This window comes from Variovorax sp. Soil_C_39 (genome assembly GCF_057656815.1).
This window is the reverse complement of record NZ_JBDGJQ010000006.1, coordinates 136,378-153,780: the sequence shown is the minus strand read 5'-3', so window position 1 is coordinate 153,780 and position 17,403 is coordinate 136,378. Positions and strand designations below refer to the sequence as shown.

12 protein-coding genes and 1 pseudogene are annotated in these 17,403 nt (G+C 69.4%); 7 read left to right on the top strand and 6 right to left on the bottom strand.

The genetic code is table 11. The annotated features are described in order from the left end of the window. The first annotated feature begins 183 nt into the window (after nt 1-183). Nucleotides 184-654, top strand: a complete 471-nt coding sequence (locus AC3A6J_RS17450) for a DUF6314 family protein (RefSeq protein ID WP_487861231.1) — start codon at nt 184-186, stop codon at nt 652-654. Nucleotides 655-753: 99 nt separating this feature from the next. Here the strand turns inward: AC3A6J_RS17450 and AC3A6J_RS17445 are convergent, their stop codons facing one another. The 5 genes from AC3A6J_RS17445 to ssb all read right to left on the bottom strand — a co-directional run bounded on the left by AC3A6J_RS17445 (nt 754) and on the right by ssb (nt 5,487). Beyond that, on the bottom strand, nt 754-1,332 hold the full coding sequence (locus AC3A6J_RS17445) for a biotin transporter BioY (protein ID WP_487861230.1): 579 nt from the start codon (nt 1,330-1,332) through the stop codon (nt 754-756). Nucleotides 1,333-1,387: 55 nt separating this feature from the next. Next, complete coding sequence (locus AC3A6J_RS17440) at nt 1,388-1,981, bottom strand: energy-coupling factor transporter transmembrane component T family protein (RefSeq protein WP_487861229.1); 594 nt, start codon at nt 1,979-1,981, stop codon at nt 1,388-1,390. Next, nucleotides 1,974-2,732, bottom strand: coding sequence for an energy-coupling factor ABC transporter ATP-binding protein (locus AC3A6J_RS17435; RefSeq protein ID WP_487861228.1), 759 nt, complete (start codon nt 2,730-2,732; stop codon nt 1,974-1,976). The genes AC3A6J_RS17440 and AC3A6J_RS17435 overlap by 8 nt, the downstream gene beginning before the upstream one ends. Nucleotides 2,733-2,739: 7 nt before the next feature. Beyond that, a complete protein-coding gene (locus tag AC3A6J_RS17430; RefSeq protein ID WP_487861385.1) occupies nt 2,740-4,605 on the bottom strand; it encodes a sensor histidine kinase in 1,866 nt (621 codons plus the stop codon). A gap of 315 nt (nt 4,606-4,920) precedes the next feature. Beyond that, complete coding sequence (ssb, locus tag AC3A6J_RS17425) at nt 4,921-5,487, bottom strand: single-stranded DNA-binding protein (RefSeq protein ID WP_487861227.1); 567 nt, start codon at nt 5,485-5,487, stop codon at nt 4,921-4,923. Between the two features lie 114 nt (nt 5,488-5,601). Here ssb and AC3A6J_RS17420 point away from each other — a divergent pair, with 114 nt between their 5' ends. From AC3A6J_RS17420 to AC3A6J_RS17410, 3 genes are read left to right on the top strand one after another with little or no spacing between them, the layout of a single operon-like run. Then, complete coding sequence (locus AC3A6J_RS17420) at nt 5,602-6,981, top strand: chloride channel protein (protein ID WP_487861226.1); 1,380 nt, start codon at nt 5,602-5,604, stop codon at nt 6,979-6,981. A gap of 18 nt (nt 6,982-6,999) precedes the next feature. After that, nucleotides 7,000-10,086 carry an excinuclease ABC subunit UvrA gene (gene uvrA, locus AC3A6J_RS17415; RefSeq protein WP_487861225.1) on the top strand — a complete coding sequence of 1,029 codons (3,087 nt, stop codon included), beginning with the start codon at nt 7,000-7,002 and terminating at the stop codon, nt 10,084-10,086. 46 nt (nt 10,087-10,132) lie between these two features. Then, nucleotides 10,133-11,020, top strand: coding sequence for a DMT family transporter (locus AC3A6J_RS17410; protein WP_487861224.1), 888 nt, complete (start codon nt 10,133-10,135; stop codon nt 11,018-11,020). A gap of 13 nt (nt 11,021-11,033) precedes the next feature. On the opposite strand, the gene AC3A6J_RS17405 is transcribed toward AC3A6J_RS17410, so the two are convergent. Continuing rightward, the gene (locus AC3A6J_RS17405; protein ID WP_487861223.1) at nt 11,034-12,101 is read right to left on the bottom strand and encodes an AraC family transcriptional regulator; all 1,068 of its coding nucleotides are present in this window, start codon (nt 12,099-12,101) and stop codon (nt 11,034-11,036) included. A 100-nt stretch (nt 12,102-12,201) separates the two neighbouring features. On the opposite strand from AC3A6J_RS17405, the gene AC3A6J_RS17400 reads away from it, so the two are divergent. From AC3A6J_RS17400 to AC3A6J_RS17390, 3 genes and pseudogenes are all read left to right on the top strand, one after another. After that, nucleotides 12,202-13,716 (top strand): coniferyl aldehyde dehydrogenase, encoded by a 1,515-nt coding sequence (locus AC3A6J_RS17400; RefSeq protein ID WP_487861222.1) that lies wholly within the window; start codon nt 12,202-12,204, stop codon nt 13,714-13,716. Further along, nucleotides 13,713-15,391: pseudogene (locus AC3A6J_RS17395) on the top strand (GMC family oxidoreductase). The gene AC3A6J_RS17400 and the pseudogene AC3A6J_RS17395 overlap by 4 nt, the downstream one beginning before the upstream one ends. Nucleotides 15,392-15,439: 48 nt before the next feature. Continuing rightward, nucleotides 15,440-17,386, top strand: coding sequence for an alkyl/aryl-sulfatase (locus tag AC3A6J_RS17390; protein ID WP_487861221.1), 1,947 nt, complete (start codon nt 15,440-15,442; stop codon nt 17,384-17,386). The last annotated feature ends 17 nt before the right edge of the window (nt 17,387-17,403 follow it).

Genomic DNA, 17,403 nt, shown 5'->3' with positions numbered 1-17,403 from the left:
TGCCGGGGCAGGCACCTCGCTCGGGGGCCTTGTTCACCCAGGTCAGCGGGTGGCTGGCCTGTGAGATGAATTGTGCGCCGATCCCTAGGTAAAAACCCTCATTAGAAGGAACCACGGTGTTCACGGAATCGAAACAATCACAGCAAAAGGAAGGGGCGATGCGGTCCAGCTTAGAGTCTGGCCATGTCATCGGCTTCCTTATCGACTTCCGCGGCCTGGGGTGCGCCTGACCAGATCTTCGACCGCCTGGAGGGTCTCTGGACGCTGGCCCGCACGATCGTGGGCCAGGCCACGATGCAGGGAAAGGCCGAGTTCAGGCGCGATGCCGCAGGCCGGTTGGCCTACCGTGAGGCCGGGCGGGTGCAGTTGCTCGCCAGCGGGCAAAGCTTCGAAGGCCGCCGCGACTACCTGTTCGAGCGCAGCCCCGGCGGCTTCTCGGTGTTCTTCGCCGAGACGCCGCCGCGGCTCTTTCACCGCATCGCGCTCGCGCCCGATGGCGACGCGCTCGCCGGATCGGCCGGGCACCTTTGCGTGGCCGACCAGTACGACAGCCGCTACCGCTTTCGCGCCGACGGCACCTTCGAGGTCGAGCACACCGTGGCCGGCCCGCGCAAGGACTATCTCTCGCGCACCGTCTTCACGCGCGTCGGATAACCGCGAATACAACCCAGTGCACCCGTGGATCGGGCTCCGCCCGTCCACCGGGTGCGCCCCCCAGTGGGGGGAGGCGCCGCAGGCGCTTCGGGGCGCGTCTCAGTCCTTGTCGAGCCGCCAGTGCGGCAGGCCGCTCATCACCGTTTGCACGAGCAGCGCGCAAAGGCCGCACTTGATCAGGTCGCCGGGAACGAAGACCAGCACCGCGAGCGCCGCCTGCGACAGCGACATGTGGGCCACGAGCGAGAGCCCCGCGATGCCGAAGGCATAGACCACGAGGATGCCGCCGACGAAGGCCGACAGGAAGGCCGCGGCCAGCAGCCCCTTGCCGGTCGCGCCGGCCATGCGGCGCATCAGCAGCCCGCAGGCGAAGGCACCGAACATCCAGCCGAACAGAAAGCCCGAAGCCGGCGCCACGAACACCGCGAGGCCGCCGCGGCCACCCGGCAGGAGCGGCAGGCCGAGCGCCACCGCGAGCAGGAACAGCGCCATGGCCAGGAAGCCGCGCCGCGGCCCGAGCAGGCAGCCGGCGAGCATGACGCCGAGCGACTGCAGCGTGATCGGCACCCCGAACGGCAGGTCGACCTTCGGAATCAGGCCGAACACCGCCATCAGCGCCGCGAACAGCGCGATGTACGACAGGGAACGGGACGAGTGGGCGGAGCCGGAAGAGGTCATGGCAAGGCGGTGTGGGTGGATGGATGGAGAAAGCGACGGTGCCTCGCGCGGCCGGTCAGCGACCCATGCGGGCCGCGAGGGCATCGGCCACGCGCTCGGCGGTCTGCAGCGTGCGGATCGTCAGCGGTGCCAGCAGCCGCAGCCCGCCGCCCTGCCCGCTGCGGGCGCGGTGGGCATCGTCGAGGCGCTGCCACTGCACGTAGAAATTCTCGGCGAAGCGCAGCATCAAACCGATGCCGAGCGCGATCCGCTCGGTCGGCACGCCGAAGCGTTGCAGGGGCTGCATCAGCGTTTCGAGCAGCGCCAGCAGGTCCTCGAAGCGCGTGGTCAGCGTCAGCATCAGCGCGAGCACCGCGGCGCTCGCGAGCCGCAGCGCGCTTGCGACGCCGAGCGGCAGCGAGCCCAGGAACGCATGGAACGCGACGATCAAGGCACCCGCCACCGCAATGCCGACGAGCATGCGCACGCGGCGCCAGGCGACCTGCCCGAGCGACGCAAAAAGCAGCAGCACCACGGCGCATGCCGCGGCCAGGAGAAGCGGACTGTCGACCAGCACCAGCAAGGTGCCGCAGGCCGACAGCGCCGCGAGCTTGCACCAGGCGGGCAGCGCGTGCATCCAGGTGGCGTGCGACGAATAGAGGCTACGCATCGGCGGCCCCCGGCTGCTGCGCTTGCGCGCGCCGGCGCACGTCCTCGGCATAAGCCGCGCAGATCTCCCGGCCCGGGCCGTCGCCACGCACCCGGCCGCCGTCGAGCCACAGCACGCGCTCGAAGCCCTGCACATGCGCGAGCAGGTGCGTGGAAAGAATCACCTGCTGGTCGGTGGCCGCCAGTTGCGCCGCGAGCCGCGCCTGGCTCGGCAGGTCGAGGCTTGCGAAAGGCTCGTCGAGCAGCAGCGTGGCCGGCCGGCCGATCTGCAGCGCAAGCAGGCAGACCTGCTGGCGCTGGCCCTGGCTCAGTTCGCCGACGGCGCGCCCGGCCCAGGCCGCGAGGCCGTGCTGCGCGAGGAAGTCGTGCGCCAGGCGGCGCGCCGCCTGGCGCGATTCGCCGCGCGCGCTCAGGCTGAACGCGAGCTCCTCGGCAACGGTCGGGAAGATGATCTGGTCGTCGGGGTTCTGGAACATCAGCCCGACGCGCTGCGGCAGTTGCCGGCGCTCGGCGCGCGTGTCGCAGCCGTGCACCACGACCCGCCCCTGCTGCGGCGCATCGAGCCCCGCGAGCAGGCGGAACAGGCTGCTCTTGCCGGCGCCGTTGTCGCCGACGAGGCCGATGCGGGCTTCGTCGAGGCGAAGCGTCAGCCCATCGAAGACGCGTTGGTCGCCGCGGACCAGCGTGACCGCCTCGAGGCGGATGCTGCGCGGTGCGGCAGAAGAGGGAGCGGTGGGTGTCGGCAGCGGCAAAGGGTCGTCAATGTACCCCAATGCGCTGCAGCGGCAGCCACAGCGTGAAGACGGTGCCCTGCGGCCCCGATTGCCAAGAGACGCTGCCGCCGACCGCCAGCGCGCGGCGCATCTGGTTGTGCATGCCGCGCCCGCCGCTGCCGCTCAGCGCCTTCTCGACGTCGAAGCCCTGCCCGTTGTCCTCGACCGTCACCCGCACGCCCGCGGCCTCCGGCGCGGTCGAAAGCCGGACCTCGGTCGCGCGGGTGTGGCGCAGGATGTTGCCGATGCTTTCCTGCACGATGCGCAGGATGTGCAGCGCGCTCGAGGGATCGAGCCAGTCGAGCGGCGGCAGCTCCTGCACGTTCCACTGCAGCGCCACGCCCGAACTCTCGAGCCGCGGCGCGAGCCGGTAGCGCAGGGTGGCGAGAAGCAGCAGCAGGTCGTCCTCGAGCGGCTCCATCGAGTCGATGGTCAGCTTCAGGTCCTCGAGGCAGCTCTTCAGGAGTTCGGACACCTGCTCTTCCTTCATGCCGCCGCCCTCCACCGAGCGGATCGCGCTGATCAGCGAGGAGCCGAGGCCGTCGTGCATGTCCTGCATCAGGCGCCGGCGCTCGGTGCCGATCGTCTGCAGCCGCTCGACCTCGCGCAGCCGCTCGTGGCTCGCATCGAGCTCGGCCTCGCGGACCTGCAGGCGATCGGCCAGGCCGGCGTTGACGCGTTCCACCTCGCCGATGGCGTTGACGTAGCGGCGGTACATGAGCACGCCGAAAACGCTGAAGGTCACAGCGTTGGTGTAGGCCCCCATGTACCAGCCCTCGGGGCTCGAGAAGTTGTTCTGCAGCAGCCAGTCGGACGCGCCCAGCAGCACGCACAGGGCGATGCCGACGGCCACCAGCCGCCCCTCGTTCGAGCGGCGCCACGCGCTGATGCCGCCCACGAGCGCCACCGCCGCGCCCATCGCGCCACCGGCAAAATAGATCAGCGGCGTGACCTGCGGCGGATGCCGCAGGATCGCAAGCGCCGGCAGGGTCAGCACGCCGACCAGCACGGTGAGCACCACCACGGCGGTCGTCATCCAGCGCAGCCGGCGCCCATGCAGCTGGCGCAGCGCGAAATGCACCACCGCCACCAGCCAGAACAGCGAGTTGACCGTGAGCCAGGCAAACCAGTCGTTGGCGATCGGAACCGCCACGTAGAAATGCAGCCCGCGCAGGAAGGAAGTGATCGCGAGGTTGAAGAACAGCAGGTAGATGGTTTCGCGGCGCCGCCGCAGCCACACGAACAGCGCGAACATGCCAAGGGCCAGGAAGGCCGCGTTGAGCATGGCCGGCAAGTCCTGCTGAAGCCACTGGCGCCTTTGGTAGCGGTCGCTCAGCGCTTCCTCGGGCCCGGCCCACAGCGAGGAGACCGCCACCTGGGTGTTGCGCGTGTGCTCGAGTCGCAGCAGGATCTCCTCGAGCCGCGCCTCTGCCGGCATGCGCTCGATCACCACCCAGAGCGGCGTGCGGGTGCTGTTCCAGAGCGGGCCTTCCTCCTGCGCGCGATGGACCAGTTGCCCGTTCGCGTACACGGCCACGGTGCCGTCGGTCTTGATGCGCCGCGCGAACAGCGCGATCGCCCCCGCGTCGGACGCCAGGCCCGGCGCGGCGATGCGCAGCCACGAAATGCGGGTTGAACCGGCCAGGGACCGGTCCCTGGCCTGGCGAACCAGCGCGATCGGCGGTGCGAACGGCAGCTCGGCCGGCTGCCAGGTCCCTGGCAGCGTGCGGCTGTCGAGCGTGCGCGGCGGCTCGCTGAAGCCCTCGGCCTCGGCCAGCAGCCACTCGGCTTGCGTGAGGTGCAGGGCGCCGGATTCGGCGGGCGACTGCCGCAACCCGAAGGTCGCGATCATGCCCGCGAGCAGCGCGAGGGAGGCGACCAGCACGGTCGTGGTCCAGAAGGCCGCGGCGCGGTCGCCGGAGAGGCTCCTGGACAGCCACCCCTGGCGCCGAGGCGGCACAGGGGCGCTCACTGGTTACCCCCGGCTGGAACGACCTCGATGGCGATTGCGGTCAAGAGAAGATGGCCTCGTCCCTTTTGATGGCGCCCGCCCCGTGGCATGCGGGCGGGTTCGTACCTTGTGGGTGGCGAACATTCTCCCCGTCCCAACAAAAAAGGCCAGCCCTCGAAAGAGCCGGCCCTTGCCTGCGAAACCGAAGGATCGGCTTCAGAACGGAATGTCGTCGTCCATGTCGTCGAAGCCCGACGACGACTTGGCCGGCGCCTGGCGTGGCGCGGGTGCCGGCGCGCGCGGTGCCGCAGCAGGCGCGCGGGGCGCGTAGCCACCACCGCCACCGGCGCCGGCGCCGGCGCCACCACCTTGCGAATAGCCGCCACCGCCCTGCTGCGAATAGCCGCCGTCGTCGTCGCCGCCGCCCGACGCAGGGCCGCCCTGGCCCTGGCGGCTGCCGAGCATCTGCATCTGGTCGGCGCGGATCTCGGTGGTGTATTTCTCGATGCCGTCCTTGTCGGTCCACTTGCGCGTGCGCAGGCTGCCTTCGACGTAGACCTGCGAGCCCTTGCGCAGGTACTGGCCGGCGATCTCGGCCAGGCGGCCGTTGAAGACGATGCGGTGCCATTCGGTGGCTTCGCGCATTTCGCCGCTCTGCTTGTCTTTCCAGCGATCGGTGGTCGCCACGGTGACGTTCGCGACCTGGTCGCCGCTCGGGAAGGTACGCATTTCGGGATCGCGACCCAGATTGCCGACGACGATGACTTTGTTGACCGATGCCATATGCACTGCCCCTGATGAGTGGATGAAGGAGAAGGAAAAAAAGAACCACGGATTGTGCCCGATGCCCGCCCTGGGCGAAGCCACGGCCGGGGGGCGATGCCAGAATGCATTCGCATGAACCGCGAACCGGACTTTCTCGAGCATCTGCGCGCCGAACTGTCGAGCGGGCGGGTCTGGCTGGACCGGGCCATCGTGCTGGGCTACGCCATCGCGGCGGGGCTGTTCGTGGTGGGCTTCACGATCGCGAGCGACTGGATCTTCGAGCGCTTCCACCATGTCTACAGCGAATGGCCGTGGGCCGTGCTGCTGACGACACCGCTGATCACCGTCGCCATCGTGTGGTGCACGCTGCGCTTCTTCCCCGGCGCGGGCGGCTCGGGCATTCCACAGATCAAGGCGGCGCTGCATCCGGCACTGCCCGAAGAACGACGCTTCCTCTTCGCGTCGCTGCGGCTCACGGTCGCCAAGATCGGCCTCGGCGCGGCGGGTTTTGCCGCCGGCCTGTCGATCGGGCGCGAAGGACCGTCGGTACAGGTGGCGGCCGGGGTGATGCAGCATGCGCGGCGCTGGCTCTCGCCCGGCACCACCATCGACAGCCGCGCGCTGCTCGTGGCGGGCGGTGCCGCGGGCATCGCCGCCGCCTTCAACGCGCCGCTCGCGGGCGTGGTGTTCGCCATCGAAGAACTGTCGGGGCGCCTCGAGGCGCGCTCCAGCGGCCTGATCATCACCGCCATCGTGTTGGCGGGCCTGGTGGCGGTGTCGGTCTTCGGCAACGTCAGCTACTTCGGCGTGATCCATGTTCCGCGGCTCGGCTGGGACGCGCTCGGCCCGGGCCTGGTGGTCGCACTGCTGAGCGGCGTGGCGGGCGGGCTGTTCGCGCGGCTCCTGATCGCCTCGCTCACCGGCAGCGCCGGGCGCATCCAGCAATGGCGCGCGCGCCATCCGCTGCGCTTCGCGGCCGCGGCCGGCTTCGCGATCGCCGTCATCGGCCTGACCACGGGCGGCGTGACCTTCGGCGCCGGCTCCGAGTCGGTCAAGCAGATGCTGCAGGGGCATAACGAGCTCACGCCGCTCTACACGGCGCTCAAATTCATCGCCACATGGCTCACCGCCTGGTGCGGGGTGCCGGGCGGCATCTTCGCGCCGTCGCTGTCGATCGGCGCGGGCATCGGCGACGCGGTGGCCGCCTTCGCGAGCAGCGACCTGGGGCCCGCGCTCATCGCGATGGGCATGGCCGCCTTCCTGGCGGCCGTCACCCAGGCGCCGCTCACGTCCTTCATCATCGTGATGGAGATGGTCAGCGGCCATGCGATGGTGCTGAGCCTCATGGCCGCCGCGATGCTCGCGAGCCTGGTCTCGCGCATGATCAGCCGGCCGCTCTACGACACGCTGGCCGAGCACATGGTCGGGCGCGCCATCGGCAGCACCGAACCGGTGCATCCGGCGCCGGAAGCCGCCGCGCCGGAGCCGCCGCAACCCGGCCGCTCGCCATGAAATCGACGGCGGTCTATCATGTCCGGTTGCCCTCGGACGATCGCCCCCTTGAACCAAAGAGCCACTGACACAGAAGAAGCAGAGCGCGACGCCTACCTCGGCGCGGTGCTCGCGCAGCAGCGCATCAGCATCCGCGGTGCGCGCACCCACAACCTGAAGAATGTCGACCTCGACATTCCGCGCAACAAGCTGGTGGTGATCACCGGCCTGTCGGGCTCGGGCAAGTCGAGCCTGGCCTTCGACACGCTCTATGCCGAAGGGCAGCGGCGCTACGTCGAGAGCCTGTCGGCCTATGCGCGGCAGTTCCTGCAGCTCATGGACAAGCCCGACGTCGACGTGATCGAGGGCCTGTCGCCCGCGATCAGCATCGAGCAGAAGGCCACGAGCCACAACCCGCGCTCGACCGTGGGCACGGTGACCGAGATCCACGATTACCTGCGGCTGCTGTACGCACGCGCCGGCACGCCCTTCTGCCCCGAGCACCAGCTGGCGCTGCAGGCGCAGACGGTGTCGCAGATGGTCGACGCCACGCTCGCCATTGCCAACGAGCCCCGGCTGATGATCCTCGCGCCCGTGGCGCGCGAGAAGAAAGGCGAGTTCCTCGAGCTTTTCGCCGAGATGCAGGCCGCCGGCTACGTGCGCTTCCGCGTCGACGGCGAGACCTACGAATACAACGACCTGCCCAAGCTCAAGAAAACCGAGAAGCACGACATCGACGTCGTCATCGACCGGCTGCGCGCGCGCCCCGACATGCAACAGCGCCTGGCCGAGAGCTTCGAGGCCGCGCTGCGCCTGGCCGAGGGCCGCGCCATCGCGCTCGAGCTGGGCGCCGAGGGCACGCCCGACCGGGAGCATCTGTTCAACGCCAAGTTCGCCTGCCCGATCTGCCACTACTCGCTGTCGGAGCTCGAGCCGCGCCTCTTCTCCTTCAACTCGCCGGTGGGCGCCTGCCCGAGCTGCGACGGCCTCGGCCACCGCGAAGTGTTCGACCCGGTGCGCGTGGTGGCCTTCCCGTCGCTCTCGCTCGCGAGCGGCGCGATCAAGGGCTGGGACCGCCGCAACGGCTACTACTTCAGCATGATCGAGAGCGTCGCGAAGCACTACAGGTTCGACGCCGACGCGCCCTGGGAATCGCTGGCCGCATCGGTGCAGCAGGTGCTGCTCTACGGCTCGGGCAGCGAGGAGATCAAGTTCAACTACACGATGGAGTCGGGCAACTTCGCGGGCAAGAAGCTCACGAAGAAGCACCCTTTCGAAGGGATCATCCCGAACATGACGCGGCGCTACCGCGAGACCGATTCGGCCATGGTGCGCGAAGACCTGGCGCGCTTCCGCAACCTGCAGCCCTGCCCGGATTGCGGCGGCTCGCGCCTGCGCCCCGAGGCGCGCAACGTGTTCCTGGTCGACGAGGCGAGCCGTCCCGCCGACGGCGGTGATCCGCCGCGCATGGCGATCTTCGAACTGAGCCACCTCACGCTGCGCGAAAGCCATGCCTGGTTCCAGGGCCTGAAACTGCGCGGCGCCAAGGCCGAGATCGCCGACAAGGTGGTGCGCGAGATCGGCCTGCGCCTCAAGTTCCTCAACGACGTGGGCCTCAACTACCTGAGCCTCGACCGCAGCGCCGAGACCCTCTCGGGCGGCGAGGCGCAGCGCATCCGGCTGGCGTCGCAGATCGGCTCGGGCCTCACGGGCGTGATGTACGTGCTCGACGAGCCCAGCATCGGCCTGCACCAGCGCGACAACGACCGCCTGATCGGCACGCTCAAGCATCTGCGCGACATCGGCAACAGCGTGATCGTGGTCGAGCACGACGAGGACATGATCCAGGCCGCCGACCACGTGATCGACATGGGCCCGGGCGCCGGCGTGCACGGCGGGCGCGTGATGGCGCAGGGCACCTGCGCCGAGGTGGCGGCCAATCCGGGCTCGCTCACCGGCCAGTACCTCTCGGGCACTAAGAAGATCGAGGTGCCCAAGCACCGCACCGCCTGGCTGCCGGTGGTGAAGCAGCCCGCCTTCAACGAAGGCAAGAAGGCCTCGCGCTTCCCGCCGAGCCCGGCGGCCGAGCGCCGCGCGGCACGCGAGGCCGCGCACCTCGCCACGCAGAGCGTGCTGCAGGAGATCCGCGTGGTCGGTGCCACCGGCAACAACCTGCGCAACGTGAGCGTCGCCTTCCCGGTCGGCCTGCTGACCTGCGTGACCGGCGTCTCGGGCTCGGGCAAGTCCACGCTCGTGAACGACACGCTCTATGCCGCCGTGGCGCGCACGCTCTACCGCGCGCACGAGGAGCCCGCGCCGCACGAGGCGGTCGAGGGCATCGAGTACTTCGACAAGGTCATCAACGTCGACCAGTCGCCCATCGGCCGCACGCCGCGCAGCAACCCGGCCACCTACACGGGCCTGTTCACGCCGATCCGCGAACTGATGGCCGAGACCAACACCGCGCGAGAACGCGGCTACGGCCCGGGCCGCTTCAGCTTCAACGTGGCGGGCGGGCGCTGCGAGGCCTGCCAGGGCGACGGCGTGGTCAAGGTCGAGATGCACTTCCTGCCCGACGTGTACGTGCCGTGCGAGGTGTGCCACGGCCAGCGCTACAACCGCGAGACGCTCGAAGTCCAGTACAAGGGCAGGAACATCGCGCAGATCCTCGAGATGACGGTCGAGACAGCGCACGAGTTCCTGAAGGCCGTGCCGACCATCGAGCGCAAGCTGCGCACGCTGCTCGACGTGGGCCTTTCCTATATCAAGCTCGGCCAGTCGGCCACCACGCTGTCGGGCGGCGAGGCGCAGCGCGTGAAGCTCGCACTCGAGCTCAGCAAGCGCGACACCGGCCGCACGCTCTACATCCTCGACGAGCCGACCACCGGGCTGCACTTCGCCGACATCGAGCTGCTGCTCAAGGTGCTGCACCAGCTGCGCGACGCGGGCAACACCATCGTCGTGATCGAGCACAACCTCGACGTGATCAAGACCGCCGACTGGCTCATCGACATGGGCCCCGAAGGCGGCGCGGGCGGCGGCCTGGTGGTGGGCGAAGGCACGCCGGAAGACATCGCGACGAACGCGGCGAGCCACACGGGGCGATACTTGAAGCGGCTGTTGTAGCCGCGGGCGCTGCACGATTGCGCGCACCGCGCCACAATCGCGCCCCATGCCCTCCTTCACCCCGCGCCAGTTCGCCCTGCTCGTCCTCCTGACCCTGGCATGGGGCCTCAACTGGCCGGTGATGAAGCTCGGCGTGGCCGACCATCCGCCGCTGGCCTTCCGCGCCATCTCGATCTGGCTCGGCCTGCCGGTGCTGGCGCTGGCGCTGGTATGGATGAAGGTGCCGTTCCGCGTGCCGCGCAGCGCCTGGCCCGAGCTGCTGTGGCTGGCCGCGACCAACATGTTCGTCTGGCATGCCTGCATCATCCTCGCGGTGAAGGCGCTGTCGGGCGGGCGCGCGGCGATCCTGGGCTACACGATGCCGGTGTTCTCGGCGGTGATCGGTGCGTTGCTGTTCTCGGCGGTGCTCACGCGGCGCACGTGGGTCGGCGTGGGCGCCTGCGCAATCGGCGTGGGCCTCTTGCTCTGGCACGAACTCACCGGTCTGGCGGGCCGGCCCGGCTACGTGGCGCTGGCGCTCGTGGCGGCCGCCACCTGGGCGCTCGGCACCCAGCTGCTGCGCCACACGCGCATCGGCCTGCCCACGCTCACGCTGTCGTTCTGGATGACGGCACTTACCGCCGTGGTGATGACGGTGCTATCGCTGCTGTTCGAGCAAGAGCCGCTGCGCTGGCCGAGCGCGGTGGCCTGGGGCGCGATCGGCTACAACGCGGTGCTGATCTTCGGCTTCGCGCATGCCGCATGGTTCTACCTCGCGCGCGGCCTGCCGCCCGTGGCCTCGACGCTGAGCGTGATGTTGATTCCGGTGCTCGGCGTCTTCAGCGGCGCGCTGTGGCTCGGCGAGGTCGTGCACTGGCAGGACGGCGTGGCCGTGGCGCTGATGATGGTGGCGATCGCGTCGGTGCTGTGGCCGGCGCGCGCTGCGAAGGCCTGAGCGTCCGGCGCGATCAAGCCAGCGCTTCGTCCGCCGCCTGACGGCCGCGATAGTGCCCTGGCGCCTGGCCGGTCCACTTGCGGAAGGCCTTGCGGAAGTTGGACGCCTCCGAGAACCCCACGCGCTGCCCCACCTCCTCCACCGACAGCGTGGTCTGGGTCAGGAACTCGATGGCGAGGGAGGCGCGCACCTCGTCGACGATGTCGTGGTAGCGCCGGCCCAGCTCCGTGAGGCGGCGCTGCAGTGTGCGTGGCGAGAGCCCCAGCCGCACGGCCATCTCGTCGAGCCCCGGAAAGTCGCCGCAGCTGTTGAAGCAGGCGGTGCGGATGCTGCGTTCCAGGTCCGATTCCTCGGGCAGGCTGCGTGACAGGCGCTCGCACATCTGCACGCAAAGCTCGGCCGTGATCGGGTTCGCGTTGGGACACGCCGCGCCGAGCACCGCAGCATCGAAATGCCACTCCATCGTGCCGGCGCCGAAGCGCACCGGGCAACCGAACAGCCGCTCGTACGCCTGCGCATGCGCCGGGCGCGCATACGGCAGCATCAGCAGGCGCGAGGGCAGCGGCGCCTCCAGCACGCAGGTGCATAGCTTGTGCACCGACGCGAACCAGTACTCGGTGACCATCGGCAGCAGCTCGCCCAGGTCGACCACGTCGTGCCCCTCGAAGATGGCGGTATCGCCCTCGACGCGGAAGCGCTTCTCGAGCACCGGGCCGGCCAGCTTGATGTGGCTCACGCCCAGCGCCACCGCGGCGCCGAAGGTGGGGCTGCTGGCCAGCGCATAGCCGTAGATGCCGAAGTCGCTGAGCCGCTGGCGGGCGCCGGCGCGCAGACCGAGGTCGGGCACCTGCGAGAGGCGACGCGCGTTGCGGAAGATCGTGATCTTCTGTGCCTGTGACATCAGCGCCAGCGGGTCGACGAGCTGCCGTGCGGTGAGCCCCGTGCCCTGCAGCAATGCCTCGGGCGCCACGCCATGGCCACCCATCTCGGCCACCAGCGCGCCCAGGCCCAGCATGCTGTGCGCCGCGGCCTGCCTGTCGTGGCCATGGCCGTGGGCAGATTCGGAAGCCGTCAGGTCCATCGGGTTTTCACTAGTTTTGGCGGTGTTGGCGCATTTTCACCTGCCGTTGGCGCACATCAACCTCGTGAAAGCACGAGGCCCACGCGCACACTGCGCCACCATGAACGACCGCTCCCTCCCCACGCAGTCCACTGCCGAAGCCGCCTCCCGCCTGCATGCCCTGTTCGCGGCCCAGAGCGCGGCCTGTGCGCTCGCGCCCTACCCCGGCGCGAGCGAACGCCAGGCCGGCCTGCGGCGCCTGAGGCGGCAGCTGCACCGCTACCAGGACCAGCTGGCCGAGGCGATGAGCAGCGACTTCGGCTTCCGCTCGCCGGCCGAATCGAAGATGCTCGACGTGCTCGGCGCGACGCTCGAGATCAACCATTCGCTGTCGCACCTGGCGCGCTGGATGCGCCCGCGCCGGCGCCGGCCCGAGCTGCTCTTCCTGAGCAACAGCCTGAAGGTCACCTACCAGCCCAAGGGCGTGGTCGGCGTGATCGTGCCGTGGAATTTTCCGGTGTACCTGGCGCTCGGCCCGCTGGCCGCGGCGCTGGCGGCGGGCAACCGCGTGATGATCAAGATGCCCGAGGTCACGCCGGCCACCAATGCGGTCCTGCGCCGCATGCTGGGCGAAGCCTTTTCCGAGGACGAGGTGGCGCTGGTGGGCGAAGAGCTGGAAGACCCCAACGCCTTCACTGCGCTGCCGTTCAACCACATCGTCTTCACCGGCTCGCCGGCGGTGGGCCGCATCGTGATGCGCACCGCGGCCGACAACCTGACGCCGGTGACGCTGGAACTCGGCGGCAAGTCGCCGGCGCTGGTGGCGCGCGGTTTTCCGCTGGCCGAGGCGGCGCGCCGCGTGGCGCACGGCAAGGGCACCAATGCCGGCCAGATCTGCGTCGCGCCCGACTACGCGCTGGTGCCGCGCGAGGGCGTGGGCGAATTCGTCGCGCAGGTGAAGGCCAGCTTCACAGCGATGTTCGGCGCCAGCCTCGCGGGCTCGCACGACTACACCGCGATCGTCAACGACCGCCAGGCCGCGCGCCTCGAGGCACTGCTCGACGACGCACGCGCCAAGGGCGCCCACGTCGAGGTCTGCGCCCAGCCCGGTGCCGGCCGCCAGATGCCGCTGCACATCGTCACCAACCTCGCGCCCGGCATGCGCCTGATGCAGGAGGAGATCTTCGGGCCCATCCTGCCGGTGCTGCCGTACGACGAACTCGACGACGCCGTGGCGCACATCAACGCCGGCCCGCGTCCGCTCGCGCTGTATTGCTTCAGCCACGACGCGGCCGAGCGCGAGCGCGTGCTGCAGCGCACGCACTCGGGCGGCGTCACGCTCAACGACTGGGGCTGGCACACCATCAACCACGACGCGCCGTTCGGCGGCATCGGCAACTCGGGCATGGGCACCTACCACGGCGAAGAGGGCTTTCGCGAGCTCTCGCATGCCAAGACCGTGTTCAAGCGGCACCGCTTCTATCCGATCGCCCTGTTCTATCCGCCCTACGGCAACTGGGTCCAGCGCCTGGCGCTGAAGTACTTCCTGGGCCAGGCCGATCCCGCGCTGACATCCGTTGCGCCAACACCACCACAACAACAAGCGGCCAAGCCGCTGAAGGAGACCGCACCATGAGCCATCCCGAGGAAGCGTTCGACTACGTCGTGGTCGGCGCCGGCTCCGCCGGCTGCGTGCTCGCCGCGCGCCTGAGTGCGCACCCCGGCATCAGCGTCTGCTTGCTGGAGGCCGGCGGCCCGGATCGCAGCGTGCTGATCCACGCGCCGGTGGGCGTGGTGGCGATGATGCCCACCAAGATCAACAACTGGGGCTTCGAGACGGTGCCGCAGGCCGGCCTCAACGGCCGCCGCGGCTACCAGCCGCGCGGCAAGACGCTGGGCGGATCGAGTTCGATCAACGCGATGCTGTACGTGCGCGGCAACGCCTGGGACTACGACCACTGGGCCTCGCTGGGCAACCCCGGGTGGTCGTACGACGAAGTGTTGCCGTACTTCAGGCGCTCGGAGCACAACGAGACCTTCGGCAGCGACGCGCGTCACCACGGCACCGGCGGTCCGCTCAACGTGGGCTATGCGCAGCACGTGAGCCCGCTCAACCAATGCTTCCTCGATGCCGCGGCCACGCAAGGCATCGCGCACACGCCCGACTACAACGGCGCGCGGCAGGAAGGCGCCTTCATCTACCAGGTGACGCAGAAGAACGGCGAGCGCTGCAGCGCGGCCAAGGGCTTTCTCACGCCGCACCTGTCGCGCCCCAATCTCGACGTGCGCACCCGCGCAGTGTCGGCGCGCATCCTCATGGAGGATGGACACGCCGCCGGCGTGGCCTACCACCAGGGCGGCGAACTGAAGCAGGTGCGCGCCCGACGCGAGGTGATCGTGTGCTCGGGCGCCTTCGGTTCGCCGCAGCTGCTGATGCTGTCGGGCATCGGGCCGGGCGAGCATCTCCGGCAGATGGGCATTCCGGTGCTGCAGGACCTGCCCGGCGTGGGCCAGAACCTGCAGGACCACATCGACTACGTGCAGAGCTGGCGCGTGGCCAGCCACACTGCGAGCTTCGGCGTCTCGGCACGCGGCGGCGCCAGCTTCGCCTCGGCCATCCTCGAGTGGAAGAGGAAACGCACCGGCATGGTCACCAGTCCTTTCGCGGGCGCGGGCGCGTTCATCTGCTCGAGCCCCGACGTGAAGGTGCCCGACCTGCAACTGGTGTTCGTGATCGCCATCGTCGACGACCACGCGCGCAAACTGCACCTGGGCCACGGCATCTCGTGCACGTGGACGTACTGCGCCCGCACAGCCGCGGCGAGGTTCGCCTGCGCAGCACCGATCCGCGCGACGCGCCGCACATCGACCCACGTTTCCTCAGCGACGAGCGCGACCTCGAGCTGCTCGTCAGGGGCGCGCAGATCCAGCAGCGCATCATCGAGTCGCGTCCGTTCGACGGCGTGCGCGGCAAGCAGCTCTATCCGACCCGCGCCGACGATCCGGCGGGCCTGGCGCGCGACATCCGCCAGCGCGCCGACACGCAATACCACCCGGTGGGCACCTGCCGCATGGGCGCCGACGGCATGGCCGTGGTCAACGCCCGGCTGCGCGTGCGCGGCGTGCGGGGCCTGCGCGTGGTCGATGCCTCGGTGATGCCGACCGTGATCGGCGGCAACACCAATGCACCGACCCTCATGATCGGCGAGAAGGCGGCCGACATGATCCTGGAGGATGCGCGCACGGCCGACCGCGCCATGCCAGCCTCCCAGCCCACGGCCACGTCCGTGCCGATGCCCGCACTCGCCTGACCTGTCGCACGCACCACGACTCTTTTCCGTTCCGATCACAGAGACACCATGTCCATCAAGCCCATCGTCTTCGCCGCAGCCCTGTGCGCCGCACTGTCCGCGCAAGCGCACGATCCCAAGCCGGCCACCGCCACCACCGCCCAAGCCAACCGGCAGTTCGGTGCGGCGCTGTCCCTCGCCGACCCGCAGGACTTCGAGGACGCCGCGCGCGGCCTCGTCGCGCGCCTGCCCGACACGCTCGTCAAGGACGCCCAAGGCAACACCGTCTGGGACGGCAACCAGTTCGGCTTCATCCAGGGCGAAGCGCCGGCCTCGGTCAACCCGAGCCTGTGGCGCCAGGAGAAGCTCAACAACGAGGCGGGCCTGTTCAAGGTCACCGAGGGCATCTGGCAGGTCCGCGGCTACGACCTCGCCAACATGACGCTGGTCGCCGGCAAGACGGGCTGGATCGTCATCGACCCGCTGCTCACGGCCGAGATGGCCAAGGCGACGCTTGCGTTCGCGATGGAGAAGCTCGGCAAGCGGCCGGTGGTGGCCGTCATCTACACCCACAGCCACGTCGACCACTTCGGCGGCGTGCGCGGCGTGGTCGACGAGGCCGACGTGAAGGCGGGCAAGGTGCCGGTCATCGCGCCCGAGGGCTTCATGGACCATGCGGTGGCCGAGAACGTGCTGGCCGGCAATGCGATGTCGCGGCGCGCGCACTACCAGTTCGGCACACCGCTGCCCTTCGGCGAGCGCGGCGGCGTCGGCAGCGGTCTCGGCAAGGGGTTGAGCATCGGCAGCATGGGCCTGATCGCGCCCACCGACTACGTCAAGAAGACCGGCGAGGAACGCGTGGTCGACGGGCAGCGCATAGTGTTCCTGATGGCCAACGGCTCGGAGGCGCCATCCGAGTTCGCCTTCTACTTCCCCGAGCTGAAAGCACTGTGCCTGTCGGAGGTGGTGACCGCCAACATGCACAACATCTACACGGTGCGCGGCGCCAAGGCGCGCGACGCGCTCGGCTGGAGCAAGTACATCAACGAGATGATCGACTTCGCACCGGAAGCGGCGGTCGCGTTCCGCAGCCACCACTGGCCCGTGTGGGGCCCGGAGCGCATTCGCAAGCACCTGGCAAACCAGCGCGACATCTACCGCTACATGCACGACGCCGCGCTGAACCTGGCGAACAAGGGCGCCAAGATGAACGACCTGGGCAACGTGGGCTACATCCCGCAGGGGCTGCGCAACGACTTCTCCACGCGCGGCTACTACGGCACGCTGAGCCACAACCTGCGCGGCGTCTACAACTACTATCTCGGCTACTACGACAGCAACCCCGCCACGCTCGACCCGCTGCCGCCGGCCGAGAACGCGAAGCGCTACGTCGCGGCCATCGGTGGCGCCGAGGCCGTGATGGCCAAGGCCCGCAGCGCGTATGACGCAGGCGACTACCGCTGGGCCGCCGAGCTCAACAACAACGCCGTGATGGCCGAGCCCGGCAACGAGAAGGCGCGCCTTCTGCAGGCCGACATCCTCGAGCAGCTCGGCTACCAGGCCGAGTCGGGCGTGTGGCGCAACGCCTACCTCGTGGGCGCGCAGGAGCTGCGCAACGGCATCCGCAAGATCCGCCTGTCGAGCCAGGGGCCCGACATGGTGCGCGGCATGACGCCCGAGCTGATCTTCGACTTCCTCGCGGTGCGGTTGAACCACCGCAAGGTCGACGGACTGAACCTCGGCGTGCAGGTGAACTTCACCGACAGCCAGGAGACCTATGCGCTCGAGCTGTCGAACGCCGTGCTCAACAACACCAAGGGCCGCAAGCTCGCGGCGCCGCGAGCCACGCTGTCGCTCACGCAGCCGGCCTTCTTCAAGATGCTGCTGGCCAAGGTGCCCCTGCCCAAGCTGGTCGAAAGCGGCGAGGCGCGGCTCGAAGGCGATCCAAAGGCGCTCGGTGCAATCTTCACGAACCTCGAGGAGTTCGATCCGCTGTTCGGTATCGTCAAGCCCTGAAGACAGAAAACAATCCG